Source organism: Armatimonadota bacterium (assembly GCA_016125185.1).
Taxonomy (GTDB): Bacteria; Armatimonadota; Fimbriimonadia; order Fimbriimonadales; family Fimbriimonadaceae; genus Fimbriimonas.
Map to the genome: position 1 here is coordinate 1033470 of WGMG01000006.1, position 15193 is coordinate 1048662.

Below are 15193 nucleotides of genomic sequence, written 5' to 3' on the forward strand. Positions count from 1 at the left end.
ATTCTCGTTATGCTAGTTAAAAGATGGTTCGACCGAGCCACATTGATCTCAGCCGTTGCCCATGTTAACGAGGTGTTCCTCAAAGAGGTGCTTGAAGAAGCGCTGGAATTTAATGATAACGAATCCGCGGCGAATCTTCGGGTGCCGATCTGGCTAAGTCCAGACGAAGAGGTAAGGCTGATCGATACAATCACAACCGCACCAATCCCATGATCTTGTTGACCAGCTCGACCATCTTTGATCCGACCCATGGCCGTACTAACTTGTAAAGCTCGTTGCGAAGGCTCCGTTGCTGATCCAGGTCCCAACCAAACTCAGGATGTCGTTCAACAACGTCGTCGATTTGCTTGGCCTGTTCTGGAGTTATGCCATCTGTGTATTGGCGCACCACTATAAAAACGCCGTACGCGTTTTCTGTTAGTCCGAGCTCTTGTCGTTCCTCATCAGCCCTGACATAATCTTCGGCCAGTTGCTCAAATTCGACTAGGGCTTGCTGAGTCGTGATCTTACGATCTTCAAGGGCTTGCCGGGCAGACTCTGCACGCTCAGCAATCGAAATGAGGAAGGGCTTGCTATCTCCATCTAGATCTGCTGCCTGAACGATCAACTTATTCAGATTCAATACTTTCGATATGTCGGAAGTATCTCCCCGTCGCAGGGCCAATAGCTGATCAGCCCCTAGCGTATGAACTTTGGTTGGCTCTTCAATTTTATACAGTGATGTCGTTTCTCGGACCAGGCGTTTCGTTTTGTCGGTCAATTCTCGATCAACGTAGATCCTCGGCGAATATGCTTCTCGAATCAAAGCGTAAAGTGCAGTGAGAGCTTGGAAACTGACAATGTATGGCCGGAGGAATGCGTCGGGAGAGAGGATATCGTACAGTGTTTGCAGCTCCTTGTAAAACTCGAAAAATTGGACCCTCGATTCTTTATCTTCGAAGGCTGCTATCGCTCGTTCCTTATCTTTGTCAGTCCAACCTTTGGTGTGGCCAAGATAGCCAGAAGCGTCCTCATCCATTAACTTCTCGAACCTCTGCCTCAAAACATCAAGGTTCTGAATGACCGAAGCGACCACATCAGAATCGAACGACAATGCGCGTTCGAGTTTCTCGAAGATGCCCACGAAATCAAGAACAAATCCTAGAGGTTTAACCAAACCGTCAGCATCTTCGTAGGGCCGATTAACTCTCGCAATCGTCTGCAACAGCACGTGATCACGCATTGGCTTATCAAGGTAAAGACAGTACAGAATCGGAGCGTCAAACCCGGTGAGCAGTTTTTCAGTAACAATAAGAATCTGAGGATCACCCGACTTGGCGATGAACGACTTCCGGATTGCCTTCTCTTGATCTTCAAGAAGGTGGAATTCCTTCAGATGTTCCGGATCGTTATGCCCGGCGGACATGACCACAGCCGATGCCTCCGGTGGTAGATGCTTGTCAAGTGCCTTCTTGTAGAAAGCACATGCTTCGCGGTCCACGGCTACCAAGAACGCCTTGAAACCCATTGGCTGAACGTTGGTTGTGAAGTGGTTAGCCACATAGGCTGCGACAGCCTCGACGCGCTCAGGGGACTTCATGAGTTCCTTGAGCTCAACAGCTTTATCGAGAAGAGCGTTGAGCTCCTCGACGTCTGCCACCCCCTCAGCCTCGGTCAATGAAAGGAACTGCTTTTCGAGAGTTTCCCTATCAACCAGGAGTTCCGAAGGGGAAAGGGCATAGTGGAGCGGAAGAGTCGTGCCGTCTCTAATCGATTCGGCGATATTGTACTTATCCAGGTATCCACGTTCGTCATCGATACCGAATATCTTGAATGTGCCTTTCCCTCTACTCAATCGATCAATGGGAGTGCCAGTGAAACCTATTAACGTTGCATTAGGCAAAGCCGCGAAGAGATAGTTTCCTAAATCTCCACCTGTTGAGCGATGTGCTTCGTCAGCCAATACTATAATCGCTTCTCGAGTGTTGATGTCCGCGGGTATGTCGTCGAACTTGTGGATCATTGTCACGATCAGACCGCGGAAGTCCTCCTTCAAGAGACGTCGCAAGTGATCCTTGCTTTGCGTGACTTGGAATGACCCAATTCCATAAGCACTCACATTCGAAAAGAGCTGAGATTCAAGCTCGTTCCGGTCGACCAACATGATCACGGTCGGCTTCTCCTTTCCGGTCTCACGCAGCAACCGAGCCGCGATCGTGATCATCGTGAGGGTCTTCCCTGACCCTTGCGTGTGCCAAACCAAACCGCGTTGCTTGTGTGGTTCGCGTACTCGCTCAACGACTTTCTCGACTGCACGAGTTTGATGTTGTCTTAATATCAGCTTGCTGACCTGGTCGTCCTTTTCGAGAAAGACGATATAGTCGCGCAATACTCTGAGGAATCGAGTCGGATCAAAGAATGCCTTAACTTTGATCTCGAAGTTGCCGTCTTGCTCATCCTTCCAGTTAAAGACGTTTTTCCGGCTTGTCGCCCATGTGGCACCGTAATAGAAATCGAGAAGTTGTGTGACTTCAAACACTTGAGGGGCGACAAGCATCTCGGGCGTTTCGCGATGATATCTTCTGAGCTGCTCAATTCCTTCGCCAAGACCATCGGGCTTCCCGGCGTTCTTTGCCTCTGCAATCGCAACCGGGATGCCGTTGATGAGGAACACCACATCAGCGCGATTGGTGTACACCGTCGCCTTATGTCGCCATTCGATCGTGGAATGGAATCGGTTGGTCGCAACGTTCTCGAAGTCGATAACCCGGACGTTTCGCTCTCGGCTCTCAGCGGGCACGAAGATGCTCATTTCGCCGCGCATCCAACGCAACAGCTCTCTGTTCCCCTGGATACTTGGATGTGCGAGCCGTAACCTTCGTAACACCTCAAAAGCCAGCTCTCGTGTCATAAAGGTCGCGTTGAAAGCAATCAGTCGCTCGATCAGAGTCTCCGTAAAGAAAAGTCCGGACACGTCGCCTCTCAGAGCGATCGCATCTTCGGGGCCGATCTTCTCCCAGCCAACTTCGTCGGCATAATTCCACAGGGGCATTTGGACGGCAGAGAGCTCACTCATTTGGTTATGATCCTAAACCCGAGTGGCTGACCACGTTGATTTTAATGCAGAAAATGCGCTCGGGCAATTCGCGACTACCGCTTAACATCAGCCTTTATTGGCCTCGCCAATTTCTGTGTTATGGTCCGGCGATTCAAACAGGCTGGCATCTTCCGGCTTCTTCTTTCGTGACTTTTTCGCCTTTTCAGGAACAGATATCGCCAGTTCACTTTGCAAGGGCTGAGGATCAACAATTCCGTCCAACAATGCGGCCTGCGTTAATTCATTCAAAAATGCTTCTGGGCAATCTCGAAGAACAGTTAAGATTTCTTCAGTCGGGCGCAATGGGTTGCCTAACAATCGCCGAAGTGTCAGCGTAGTTTGCGAAGTTTCTGGAATGTCTTCAATTGGCCGTTCCGAACGAATCAATTTCTGCGGCTGGTGCGCAAAGGACATGTCTATCCTAATTGCTCCACGTTCTACGAGTTCCCGATCTGCTCGAGCACCTTTGAGGACGTAAACAGTCTTTCCTTCTTTCAAGGCTTCTAAGGCTCCGGCCCACGTTCCTCCTCGTTTCGGTTCACATTCAACAACCAATGCAGCGTCAGCGCAGGCATAGGCAAGGCGGTTTCGTGCCATTGCATTACCAACGTCAAATCTCGCCTCTGGATGAACCTCAGACATTAGGCACATCCGGCCCTCTCGAATGGCATCTCGATAAGGTTTTTTCCCGGATTCTTTGAGTAAAGAATCAGCAAGCACTCCTACGACGGTTCCGCTTCCTACAATGCCAGCTAACATGGCATAGGAATCCACACCGCGGGCTCCACCAGAAACAACTGTGATTTGATTGTCCGAACAGGCTCTTCCAATTTCTGCGGCACTATTCAGGCGCGCATCGCTAGCATTTCTAGAGCCGACAATAGCCAAGGCACGCTCGCTAAAAGCGTTTGGACTGCCATAGCCGAAAAGTAGGGCTGGAGCTCGGTGTTTGAGTTGTTTGAACCGAGATGGATAATCTGGATCTGCCCAGGACACTATCCAAATGCCAGCAGACAGCCATTTATCTACTGACTGAAATACTCCCAATCCACGATTAAGTAAGCCTGAGAGTCGATGGTGATCGAGTGGAATGAGGGAAAGGTCAAACCGACCTTCTAGGAGTGCTTCGATACCACCTGGAGCAGAGTTTAGAGTTCTTCGAAGATCGAGCAACTCAGCATTAGACAGCGGCTTCGAGCCGTTGACAGCCCATCGGCCGGTTAAAAGGATAACTAACTGCGTGAACGGGGTCAGGCTACTCATCGTCTCCCCGATGTGTAGCCGAGGTTAGTGCGAATGGAATCACTGCTTCGACACCAGCCTGTCGAAGCAGAGCACCCACAATCGTAAATGTCCAGCGCGAATCAACCATGTCGTCAACCAACAGTACAGTACCCTCAAGAACCTCGCTGATAGCAAAAGCTCCATCCAAGTTTGAGGATTGATGGTGTGAATTCCGTTGACTCTTCTGAGGAGGTGTCTCCTTGATTTTTTCAACCGCTTGGAGATACGGCACACCTAGTTTAGCAGCTAAACGTTGTGAGAAGTCTGGGACGGTCGGGCTTCTTAGTGAAGGTACCGACGTAATCCACGCAACTCGACTCGCAACACCTGTTCTTTCAAGTCCTTCAATCGCCGCAATCACGAGGTCGTCACGAAACTTGCCAGCATGCTTATCCTCTCTAGTCCAGGTTCCGATTCCTGGATCGCCGAAGTATGAAAGGCATAAACCTTGTTCGCATCGAAACTCTGGCTTGATGTTGCCTGAGAAACCATATTGTGATAGTGCTCCGGATTCCCAGCGTTTCCTAGGTTCAAACAAGAACTCGGACTCATTTAGGAACCGCTGAGCCTCGATCAGTGAGGCATCCGTATAGCCAGTCGGAATGACTTCTCCACCGATACAATTGGAACACTGTCCACATGGCTCGGCTGTTTCGTCATTGAGCTCAAAGCGGACTTGCTCCATGAAGCAATCGGAGCTTGAAGCAAAAGCAACGAACCTTGCCCGCTCTTCCTCACGTCTTTCTTTGAGTTGCCGATCACGCTCTTTGTCGTAAGTGAATGCCTGAGGGGTTCTCGACCAAGTTGACCCTAGCTTCAAAATAGGAGACGGCTCGAGAATAACCAGGCATTTGAGGACCTTGTCCACTTCGCCCTTCCTTAAGTCCACTGCAGCCATGATATTGGGAACGCTCAATCCGCTTTCAGATTCATCAAGTGTAGTCAGGATTAGATCAATTTCTTCCGCCGAGGGGGCCGCCCGCTCTATGAAGTATTCGTGAATGGACTCGTCTTCTTGTCCAAGGAAAAGTACCGCTGTCGCAGAATCTATTGCGCGACCCGCCCTCCCGATTTGCTGGTAATACGCGACAAGGTTGCCGGGGCTCTGGTAGTGAACTACAAAGCCCAAATCGGGCTTGTCAAATCCCATTCCAAGAGCTACAGTCGAGACGAGTGCCTTAACATCATTGTTGAGCAACATAGCCTCACGTTCGATTCGAAGCTTATTAGACTCTTCCGGATCGGGGCCAAGATCTGCATGATATGCCTCGACCCGATGCCCCCTCACTTGAAGCCATTTTGTTACTCGATCCGCATCACGCTTGGTGAGGGTGTAAATTATGCCACTTCCGTCAAGGTCATCAAGATGATCACTCAACCAGGCTAGTCTTTCCGCCGCATTGAAGCCGTTGATAACCTGTATTTTCAAGCTTCGCCGTGCAAGGGAGCCTCGAATGAGTGGAGTCGAATTTCCAATTTGTCGAAGAACGTCTTCGACAACTCGATCGTTTGCAGTGGCTGTAGTTGCCAGAACGGAAGTTGTGGGAGGCAGATTGCGAATGAGCCGCCCAAGTCGCTGATAGTCTGGCCGGAAGTCGTGCCCCCAGTCAGAGATACAATGGGCCTCGTCAATAACCAAGAGTCCAACTTTTGCAAGGCTCGATGAAGCCACAAATTGCTGAAAATCTTCATTGGCGAACCGTTCCGGACTGATGAGGAGAAGGTCAATCTCGTTTGCAAGTAGCTTTTGCTCGATCGATTCCCACTTTTCGGGGTTCGAGCTAGTGTAGTGCTCTGCCCTGATGCCAAGATTCTGCGCTGCTACGACTTGGTTCCGCATCAAGGAAAGCAATGGAGAGACTACAAGGGTTGGACCTCGACCGGCGTCTCTCAGAACGCGCGTTGCAATGAAATAAACCATGCTTTTGCCCCACCCTGTTGCCTGAACGACAAGTGCACGATACGGTGGCTCAATCACAGCCCTTATGGCTTCTTCCTGGCCCGAGTGAAAACTTGCGTTTGCATTCTTGAGCCCCTCCCGTAACAGCTCTAGTAGGTTTGCGCTCATTCGGATGCCTCCTGGATGGACTTCAAAGTCCTGCCTTTCTCGTCAACCCATTCCGTGCGGCCATTAGCATTACGACCCAACACCACCGAAGCGGCGGTTGAGGGTGAAGAGAAAGCGTAGTCTTGCGCGAAGACAAGATGATCCCCTTCGACCAACAGCACCTTTGAGTCGACAAGGGATTGACGTCGTTGCTTGTGACCACTTGGAAATGAAGATGCTTCTTTCTGGCTAGCCTGTGAACCTTTCTTAACAACAAATTCGCTTCCTGCTTCGTAGCCATGCGAGGTCAGCCCTTTGGCAACAATCTTGAGGAGAGAACCAGAAACGGCTTTCTTAATTGGAGGAGGCGTTTCAAAGTAGTCAAGTCCAACCAGCGGGAAGCAAAGTCGCATTTCATCCAGAAAACCTTCAGCTTCGGCAATGTCCGCCTCGGACAGGCTCGGCTGGCTTCCTGCGTTGCCATTGTGAAGTTTTGCTCGATTGGCTTTTGTCGACAGATCGATAAGTCTCCATTCCAAATATCTTCCGTGAGCCTTGTTGAGATTGTTATCTTTGCTAACAAAGAACACCACTTGTTGCCAATCAAACTTCGATTCCTTGCCATGCGAATTTAGGCGGGTTCGAATTTCGTCAGCTTCGCCTATGTAAAGATCTGGCACGACCCCATCACCCTCACCAACAAGCAAATAGACGCCGGTTCGCTCAAACTCAGGGCGATTTCTCTTGGCACCGAACAGTGAACGCGGACACACAACCCCGAGACCGCTCCAATTAGTTTTTTCGATCAGTTTCAACCCTTCCGGCTCGCCATCCGGAAGAAAAAGTCGAATTGAATAACCCCTAGCCATTTTGTATCTTCTTACTCCTTGTGGGTTTTGGCCCGAATGATGTTCCTCGATGCAGTCCAAGAATTGTTTCGACTTGTCCCGCTGCTCTCACCACATTGTACAAATCCAGTGATCCGACGATTTCTCGATCCTTCACATAGTTACTAAGGTATTTCTCCGATTTCGACTCGATTCCGGTTCGCGATGCGACCAAATAAGCCACCGACTCCGCCTCAAGTTCAATTTGCGCATGCGATAAGCCAGTTCGGTTTGGCACCTTTAGTTCTGAATCATTCCCCAGGTGTCCTAGGAATAAATGGCCCAATTCATGTGCGATCGTTACAAGCTGCGTCGCTGGCGCGTGATTCCGGTTAACCATCATTCTGTAAAAGCCACGTGGCTTTGGCTTTTCCTCTCGGCCGGTGACTTGAATACTTCCAGCCGAATTGTCTCCACCGTCAAAAAACGCGACTCTGATGCTCTTATGTGTAAGGTTCAGCGACATTTTCGCAATTTCGGCAGCAGTAATTTCTCCTCTTGCCCAAAATGCCGTTACGTCAGACGGTAGATCCGAGCCTTCAGTATCTTGAACATCGTACACGAAGGCAACCGGGCCAAATGGCCAGAGGATCATCAACGGCCGAGCCCCGGGTTTAGGATGTCGACCGAATTTAAACTTCCAATCGTAAGCCGATGCGGCAAACGACAGTCCAGGTTTTTGCATGTGAAGCAACATGGCATTAAATGGTGCAAAGCTCTTTAGCTTCGAAGTGAAACTAAGAAGCTCCATATACGACTGTGTGGTCGTGTAAAGCCTGGAATCGTCAAGAAGCTGATCAATTAGTGATCGAGCTTCCGCTTCCTCAAACAATGAAACTTGGTCAATGATAGTCATTCCAGCATCTCCTTTATGACATTCGCGACCAGAGCCGTATCGGCTTCAATTTGATGGTTGTCGCCTTTGCCTGAGAGTGCGAGACATCGGAACGGAACACTTGGATAAAGCCGCTCAGCAAGGCACTCGCACATTTCCACGGTGTTCTTCGCGTTACCCACATAGGCAGGCAATAGAATGATTAGTTTAAGAGGAGCTGGGTGCCAGAAAACATCGAGGACGGCACCACGAACCTGCTTCGGCGTCCGGCTCTCGATTTCGACGGCGATTTTTCCCGCAACAACTGCATCGATCGAGCAGTTCATTCTTGACGTGATCGGGTGCCCCGTTCCGTATTCCTGGAAGGAAACACCAACATGGGCTGCCGCAGTGCGCACCACGGACTTTCCGTAGGCGTCATGCCCCACGTTGCTCAATCGACTTCACCCTTAAAATAGCTTGATGCCGCTCGAAGGCAACGAAAGAAAACACATCCAATCAAGGGGTGGACCTCCTTGTAAGGTTTAAGACCACAGGATCTTTCAAGTCGGAGTACCATATCCGGAGTTCTCCCTCAGGGGGATCAGTATGGCCGTCGTGAGGATCAGCGGAATCAATCGACAGCTGCTTCTCAAGCGCAAGAACGCGATTCAAGGAATCCGCCAATACAGACAATCCTGATTCTCCTCCCGCCCATGCACTCCTAAATGCACCGACTGCCACCTGAAAGTTCTCTACGTGGTTCAGGCTTAAGCCTACGAAAAGCTTTTCGACTATTCTCTTGTTCGGTTCATCAGAATAGCCAACAACGGGACCTATCCACTCGGGCGTACTTATCCACGATTCTCCACTCCCCATCGCATGACATGCCCCAAACAGGACGATAAGGCCATGCCCGGCTCCATTGCCGATATCTTCCGCAACTGCGTTAAAAGTTCTTCCCTCGGCAACAACAGGATTTACAATCGCCGGGCCGGGGCACTGCCAAAGCCGCTGACAGGTTTCAGAAATGGTTTCCCAAAGCTCTAAGTAGGTAACGTGCTGCTCCGCTGCGACCGTCTGCATCAACCCTTCTCGATCACCATGAGCCATAACTAAAAGGACTTGTAGGTCACGTCCGTGCTTTGCGACAAATCCTGCTAGCTGTGTCAGGAACAGGTCAGCACAGGACTCAAAGACGACTTCAGCAACTGGCGGTTCTACCGCTGAGAACCTGAGACCTTGAGTCTGATTCCAAAGGTCGAAAATGTAATCTGCACTGGACAACAAGGCAGGGTAACGGGTATCGCGCCATTCGAAAATGCCGAATGCACTCATACCACCACCTCACCAAAAAGCGGGGAGACGGATAGGCGGCCTGACATCAGCTCTTCGAGCATGGCACGAAAGAGTTCTTCGAAGAGGTTTGCTTCGGCCTCGAGAGCTTTTAGTTTGCGCTCCGTTCCGTATACTGCATCGCATATATCGTCTTGCTCGTCGGCTGGAGGCAACCCTACCGGAGTCGTACCAATAACGTTCTGGTTAAGGTTAGGCATCGTGACTCCGATTGCGTTTTTTGCCAGGTGGACCTGGCAAAACTCGGTTGATATCCACAAGGCTAAGAACCTGGGCCTGACAAGCTCTTTCTTGACTCGGATTCGGAAACAGCCCGTTCCGCAAAGCCAATCCTTGTGCCTTTCAGTGGCCATACAAAACTTTCCAAAGTCTCCTCGACGTGCGATCAAAATATCTCCCTCTTGAAGTGCATGTCGAGCCAGCTCTTGAGCCTTTTCAGGTGTAACCTTTGGCAACTTATCTTCAAAGATCGTGTTAAACCCCATGTGTGTCGGGTTAACCACAGGAATTCCAACTTCCACGTAGTCATAAGTGTGCAACTGACTTCCGAATGGGCCCGTCTGAATGCCTCCCTTTCCTGGTGCTAACTCGCCAATCTCAGATACTTCCCAACTTTCGGGCAAGGGGCCGATGGAGGTATCGCGGCGGGGTTCATTTTGGGTGCCGTAGGTGAAAAGGTGAGCCATGAGGGCGGCCTTCCGCTCTCGCTCCAACTCAATCTCCTTCAGCCGCGACAGTCGCGCGATCTGGATGGCTTCGAGTGTTGAGACGATCCCACGTTGGAACTCCTCGGAATGAAGAGGGATTAACAGATCCTGAAGGTCACCACGCGATACCCCTTGGATGGTTGCTCCGCGCATCCGGCCACGAAAGTGCGCCTGAGCTGACTCAATCTTCAATGCGAAGGCTGCAAAAATCGGGTCAATGGTCGGCTTAAGTCGGACCGCAGTAATGTCTTGGCTTATTGCTATCGGAATACGATTCACCGCAGCCTTTCCAACCCCAACTCTTGTGCCTACCAGAAGTGCGTTTGGTTCGACGACTCTCGTTGAGCAACTCTCAACACCAAGTTTTGTGATTGTTCTTGGTGATGATGAGACTTCGATTTGGTCCTCTGCAATCCAGGCCGTCGAGATGAAACCAATATCTCCATTCCAGCATTCAGGTTTTGAACTCGGCGGGGTCCCGCCATTGGCGTACGACAGGGCTAAGTCGCCGAATCTGACATACGTGAGAGCATTGCCTCGATCCTGTGGTTCGTGCTTCACTTATCGCCAACTTCCATGAATCACCCATTCATCCAAAAGAATGATGTTTCCATCGTCAAGCTTTAGAATTCCAAGATCAATAAGGGTATTCAATGCTTCATTGATCTGGGGACCTGTTGGCGGAAGTACGCGAGAATCTTTAGCGACTATTTGCACTTTCTCAGCAAGGTCACTTTCTGGCAAAAGCTTGTGCTCATTCCGATGTGTATAAACGGCAGTGAAAACTGCTGCTTCAGCATTAGTTAATTTAACGCCGCTTTCTTTGAGAAAATTATAGAGAAAAATTGCCACGCCAAGGAAGCCGAGCCAACCGAGGGAAAAGGATCCGACAGCTGCAGCAGCTTTCGCAACAGTCGGAATAGCTTTTGCCCAGTTAACCTTTATCGTATGTCTTTCTAATCTGTATGCCGTGATATCTCTGGTCAAATCATTGACCGTCATCATCTTGATGACGGCGGTATCTGACTGCTCATAAAAAATTCGACTTTCGACGTCAGACTCAATAACTTCTGCAGCAGCTTGTCGAATATTATCCAGATAAGTCGTACCTACGGGAGCACGGGGCCATCCAGTCTTTTCGAAGTGCATTTGATCATCGTTTGATCCAGATGTAATTACAAAAACCCTCAGGTCTTCGGAATAATCAAGTTTTTCGGGATTGTTCATATTTCTTACCTTTGAAAGCCAACTAGCAAGAACAAATCATTCCTCGTATTTGGAGGAACGAGGTCGCATCTCCAATATGGAAATTGTAGGGATTTAATTACCATGACGACCTTTCGACAAGTAAGGTCCGGACAACTCTTAGGGAGCAAGGTAACGGTCTTTCCAATTTGGTAATCCTCAATTGCATTAGTCAAGAGAGAATACTTTCTCATGAACTCCATGCTGTAGACGTTTCTGAGGAGGCTATTCAAAAAGCTCCTCCTGATTTCTCAAAGCACGTGTGACACTGCTTAACTATTCGATACTCGGGAGGCGTTAATCTTCGACACTGGGGGCACCTGCGAAAGGACGATCTTCTTGCTATTTTTGCCATTCGGATCAGACGTCCGAGTTTGCCTACACTTAATTCAGATCCATTGATCTCACCGACGATTCGCCCAAAGTCGAACACAACTTTGGGAACCTGCCCAAACCATTTCACAGAGATTGGAGCAACCTTGATGAGCGATGCAGAGATGAGCAAGAGAGAATGTTCTCCAATCTGAACCATATTTGCTTCACAAAAACCCAAGCAGCGCATTGCATCTTCGACTGACTCGAATCGTTGCCCAATAAACTCAACTTCGTTAGCTTGGATTTGTCGGCGACCTGTCGGTTTCGAGTGGTCGCTACATTTCTCACTAATCTCAACTAAATTCATTGCTTGCAGCTTCTCCGGATGTCCTCGTTGATCTGATCCAAATATGCTCGAGAAACATCTCTGATTTGCTGACGAATTTCTGAAAACATAGAATCAACTGCCCGGTCGGCAATGAAGCTCGCGGGCGTATTGAACTGGGACATGATATTGCGAACTTGTGTCATGAAATCATCGTTCAAGTCCCGTTTGGCTCTTGCGACCGAGTCGCCTTGGCCAGTTGAGTTAGGTGGCGAGGAGAGCCATCCGGAAGAACAATGCTTTAAGGCTTCGAACACTGAATCACGATAGATAATGCTCTTCTTTTCCACCAGGGACCAAACTCGCTCCTTGTCTAGAGTCTGAAGTTCATGAGCGAGGTGGTCGCGAATTTCGAAGAGTTGCTCCCAATCGGCTTCAGTCAGTCCGACCTTTGAAACATCAGGATTAGCTTGTTCAATCCTTCTTGTTCCACGAGGACGCTTTGCCGTCAGATTCTCGTCGCAGAATTGTTTGGCAGATTCACCAGCGCAAAGCAGACGGTACATAATCGCAGCTTGGTTTTCACGAGAAGTTAAGAAATGGTCTTTTCCTGCTCGTGAATACTCAATCGCCTCAGCGAGACCGTCGTAAATCCCGGCTAGATGAGGAAGACTATTGGCGGTGGGCATCAATTTTTGGAGGTCACTCAGCAGCATGAAGTCCTCCGAGTCCCAACTTATTCAGAATAGATTCAAGTTCCCGATCCGCATTTTCTCGTGCTAGACGAGCTTCTCCTAGATCGACGAGAATGTCGGCCAGGTCTCGATGCGTAGCCTTATCGCCGACTTGGATGTAGGCCGATGGAGATAAGTTGTAGTCATTGCCACAAATTTCTTCGCTAGAGAGAATGCGACTAAACTTCTCCCGCTCTTCCCACGCATGGTAGACCTCGGCTACCGCCGATACGCCCTCGTCAGTGAAGATGTTTTTCGGACGCCCCTTCACGAACAGCGTGCTGGCGTTGATCACCAGAACCTGGTTCCTTCTTGTTTCTGGTTTGCCTCTCCGGAAGACCATCACCAGACCAGCAGCCGTGGTGTTGTAAAACAGGTTCTCTGGCAGAAGGATGACCGCTTCAATCAGATCCTTCTCGATGAAAGCAGCTCGAACAGTCTTTTCTTTATTGTTGCTATCACCACCAGAGCCTCGAGAGGCCGCTCCAGTATCGATAACCATGGCCGCAATACCTGTGTCGTTTAAGCTCGCCACCATGTGCTGAGCCCATGCCCAGTCCGCACTGCTACTTGGCGGATATCCGAGCTTAAACCGCTGGTACGAGTCGTTCTCGAAAAACTCCTCTGGATAGCCCTTCTGATTCCACATTGGATTAGCAATGACCCGGTCGAACTGCATGAGGCCTCCGCCCGCCGTCGAGTGCCGCGGATTTCGGAAAGTGTCCCCTGTAAGGAACCGTTGACCCTCATAACCGTGGAGGATGGCGTTCATCATGGCCATAGCCCAAGTGGTCGGATTAAGTTCCTGGCCGTTGAGCCGAGGGAGCCCCTTTGATCCATGTTTTTCTTTATAAGCATCTACCGCCTTGATCAGAAGACCTGCCGAACCCATCGTTGGATCATAAATTGTGCTCTGGGGTTTAGGGTCTAAGATCAAACCCATCATGTGGCCCACTTCCATGGGTGTGAAGAACTCGCCTGCGCTTTGCCCTTGACCTTCCGCAAATTTTCTAAGTAAATATTCGTACGCATGGCCAAGAACATCTGGGCTCGTCTCATCGAGTCCGATCGCATGGCGACTCAGAACTTCAATGAGAGCCTCGAGGCGGTGATCGTCCAGAATTCGATGGCCGGCTTGTGTGGCGGCGTAGTCAACCACGTTCAACACGCCATCAAGAGGAGCATTGAGACGAGCGACCTCGCGCATGCAATCGGTCACAAACTGGCCAAGCGTTCCATCGGCTGCATGATTACGAAGATGCCTCCAAGTGCAGTGAGAGGGAATGTAAAAGCGAACGAGTGGAGCTCGGCCCGATTTCAGGGCATCGGAATGGTCTTCCTCAACTACTTTGTACGCTTCTTCTTCTCCCCAGATCTCTCGTTGCTCTTGGAACTCGTCGTCGAAAACATCGCTGAGTCTCTTGTAGAAGACCAGGGGCAAAATGAAATCTTTGAACTTTGGCGCGTCGGTGCCGCCTCGTATAGCGCACGCAGCGTCCCAAAGCCATTGCTCCATTTGGGGGACGGTTAAATGCTCTTTCATGTTTGCCTGCGCCATGGTTTTTAGTCTCTACGGTCGGGCGAGCCAATTGCGTTTCGGGAGAGCTCGGACGAATACAAGCTTCCCTGCACGACCGCGGATATTCTACACTTGGCCAAAGAAAAATTAAGAGATAACGGTCGCTGAAAGTGATAAAAGAAGTTGACACAGCTAGTGAGATCTTTTTGCCAGACTTACTAGGGTGCGGCCAAGGCCGAACAGAATCAAAAGTAGTCCCGGGGTGAAGAGTAGCTGCATGGGCCCAACATTGGCGGAAGTCGGGAAGAGACGCTCCGGGTAAATCGACATGCCGCGAGAATTCGAATCAGCGATTAGCAAAAATATTGCTGCACCGCACATGAGAATTCCAAGTCCAAACATTGTGAGTCCACTACGAAGTCGATTTCGAGACTCATGGACTTGATTCGGATGTCCACACTTGGGACATTTGACCGCGGCTTCAGAGATTTGGCTTCCGCACGAACTGCAAACCATCAGCATTACACTCTCATTGTATCTAAAATGATCACGATATGTGATCATCCCAATATTCATTCTTGTAGTCAGTGGCAGGGCAGCATCGAAAGCAACCTTTGACCGAGGAAGAGAATCGCCTCCGGCTTGGCATAGCAAAAATTCGAGAGGAAAGTCGAGTCTCCCAGCGTCAATTATCCGAGCTTCTGGGCCTTCATCCGATGACTATTGGAAAGATCGAAAGAGGTGAACGAGCCATATCCGTTATCGAGCTGATAAGAATTGCTGAGGTCTTGCAAAAGTCGCCTGCCGACCTTATAAGACTTGCTGTCTTCGAAGGCTAATTTACGGTAACTTTGTCGACGTGGACAATATTGAGCGTGAAGAAT

General features: G+C 49.9%; 13 protein-coding genes. 1 reads left to right on the forward strand and 12 read right to left on the reverse strand.

Features of this window, described 5'->3' with window-relative positions; translation table 11 throughout:
* Positions 1-190 precede the first annotated feature (190 nt).
* The 12 genes from GC165_12790 to GC165_12845 all read right to left on the reverse strand — a co-directional run bounded on the left by GC165_12790 (position 191) and on the right by GC165_12845 (position 14885).
* Entirely contained in the window at positions 191-3055 is a 2865-nt protein-coding gene (locus GC165_12790; protein ID MBI1333742.1) for an HsdR family type I site-specific deoxyribonuclease, read from the reverse strand.
* 87 nt (positions 3056-3142) lie between these two features.
* Positions 3143-4339, reverse strand: coding sequence for a hypothetical protein (locus GC165_12795; GenBank protein ID MBI1333743.1), 1197 nt, complete (start codon positions 4337-4339; stop codon positions 3143-3145).
* On the reverse strand, positions 4332-6428 hold the full coding sequence (locus tag GC165_12800; protein ID MBI1333744.1) for a RecQ family ATP-dependent DNA helicase: 2097 nt from the start codon (positions 6426-6428) through the stop codon (positions 4332-4334). Before GC165_12800 ends, GC165_12795 begins: the two co-directional genes overlap by 8 nt.
* Positions 6425-7276, reverse strand: coding sequence for a DUF4357 domain-containing protein (locus GC165_12805; protein MBI1333745.1), 852 nt, complete (start codon positions 7274-7276; stop codon positions 6425-6427). The genes GC165_12800 and GC165_12805 overlap by 4 nt, the downstream gene beginning before the upstream one ends.
* Positions 7269-8150, reverse strand: coding sequence for an ImmA/IrrE family metallo-endopeptidase (locus tag GC165_12810; GenBank protein ID MBI1333746.1), 882 nt, complete (start codon positions 8148-8150; stop codon positions 7269-7271). The genes GC165_12805 and GC165_12810 overlap by 8 nt, the downstream gene beginning before the upstream one ends.
* Entirely contained in the window at positions 8147-8566 is a 420-nt protein-coding gene (locus GC165_12815) for a hypothetical protein (protein ID MBI1333747.1), read from the reverse strand. Before GC165_12815 ends, GC165_12810 begins: the two co-directional genes overlap by 4 nt.
* A gap of 61 nt (positions 8567-8627) precedes the next feature.
* Positions 8628-9446 carry a hypothetical protein gene (locus GC165_12820; GenBank protein ID MBI1333748.1) on the reverse strand — a complete coding sequence of 273 codons (819 nt, stop codon included), beginning with the start codon at positions 9444-9446 and terminating at the stop codon, positions 8628-8630.
* Positions 9443-10732 carry a hypothetical protein gene (locus tag GC165_12825; GenBank protein MBI1333749.1) on the reverse strand — a complete coding sequence of 430 codons (1290 nt, stop codon included), beginning with the start codon at positions 10730-10732 and terminating at the stop codon, positions 9443-9445. The genes GC165_12820 and GC165_12825 overlap by 4 nt, the downstream gene beginning before the upstream one ends.
* The gene (locus GC165_12830; GenBank protein MBI1333750.1) at positions 10733-11398 is read right to left on the reverse strand and encodes a hypothetical protein; all 666 of its coding nucleotides are present in this window, start codon (positions 11396-11398) and stop codon (positions 10733-10735) included.
* 696 nt (positions 11399-12094) lie between these two features.
* On the reverse strand, positions 12095-12772 hold the full coding sequence (locus GC165_12835) for a DUF86 domain-containing protein (protein MBI1333751.1): 678 nt from the start codon (positions 12770-12772) through the stop codon (positions 12095-12097).
* The gene (locus GC165_12840; GenBank protein ID MBI1333752.1) at positions 12759-14333 is read right to left on the reverse strand and encodes an N-6 DNA methylase; all 1575 of its coding nucleotides are present in this window, start codon (positions 14331-14333) and stop codon (positions 12759-12761) included. The genes GC165_12835 and GC165_12840 overlap by 14 nt, the downstream gene beginning before the upstream one ends.
* Before the next feature lie 168 nt (positions 14334-14501).
* The gene (locus GC165_12845) at positions 14502-14885 is read right to left on the reverse strand and encodes a zinc-ribbon domain-containing protein (protein MBI1333753.1); all 384 of its coding nucleotides are present in this window, start codon (positions 14883-14885) and stop codon (positions 14502-14504) included.
* Between the two features lie 38 nt (positions 14886-14923).
* Between GC165_12845 and GC165_12850 the strand changes: the two genes are divergently transcribed.
* Entirely contained in the window at positions 14924-15148 is a 225-nt protein-coding gene (locus GC165_12850; GenBank protein ID MBI1333754.1) for a helix-turn-helix domain-containing protein, read from the forward strand.
* Positions 15149-15193 lie beyond the last annotated feature (45 nt).

Coding starts and splice junctions, on each gene's coding strand:
- GC165_12790 (MBI1333742.1), bottom strand. CDS start 3,055: ATGAGTGAGCTCTCTGCCGTCCAAATGCCCCTGTGGAATTATGCCGAC.
- GC165_12795 (MBI1333743.1), bottom strand. CDS start 4,339: ATGAGTAGCCTGACCCCGTTCACGCAGTTAGTTATCCTTTTAACCGGC.
- GC165_12800 (MBI1333744.1), bottom strand. CDS start 6,428: ATGAGCGCAAACCTACTAGAGCTGTTACGGGAGGGGCTCAAGAATGCA.
- GC165_12805 (MBI1333745.1), bottom strand. CDS start 7,276: ATGGCTAGGGGTTATTCAATTCGACTTTTTCTTCCGGATGGCGAGCCG.
- GC165_12810 (MBI1333746.1), bottom strand. CDS start 8,150: ATGACTATCATTGACCAAGTTTCATTGTTTGAGGAAGCGGAAGCTCGA.
- GC165_12820 (MBI1333748.1), bottom strand. CDS start 9,446: ATGAGTGCATTCGGCATTTTCGAATGGCGCGATACCCGTTACCCTGCC.
- GC165_12830 (MBI1333750.1), bottom strand. CDS start 11,398: ATGAACAATCCCGAAAAACTTGATTATTCCGAAGACCTGAGGGTTTTT.
- GC165_12835 (MBI1333751.1), bottom strand. CDS start 12,772: ATGCTGCTGAGTGACCTCCAAAAATTGATGCCCACCGCCAATAGTCTT.
- GC165_12840 (MBI1333752.1), bottom strand. CDS start 14,333: ATGAAAGAGCATTTAACCGTCCCCCAAATGGAGCAATGGCTTTGGGAC.
- GC165_12845 (MBI1333753.1), bottom strand. CDS start 14,885: ATGAATATTGGGATGATCACATATCGTGATCATTTTAGATACAATGAG.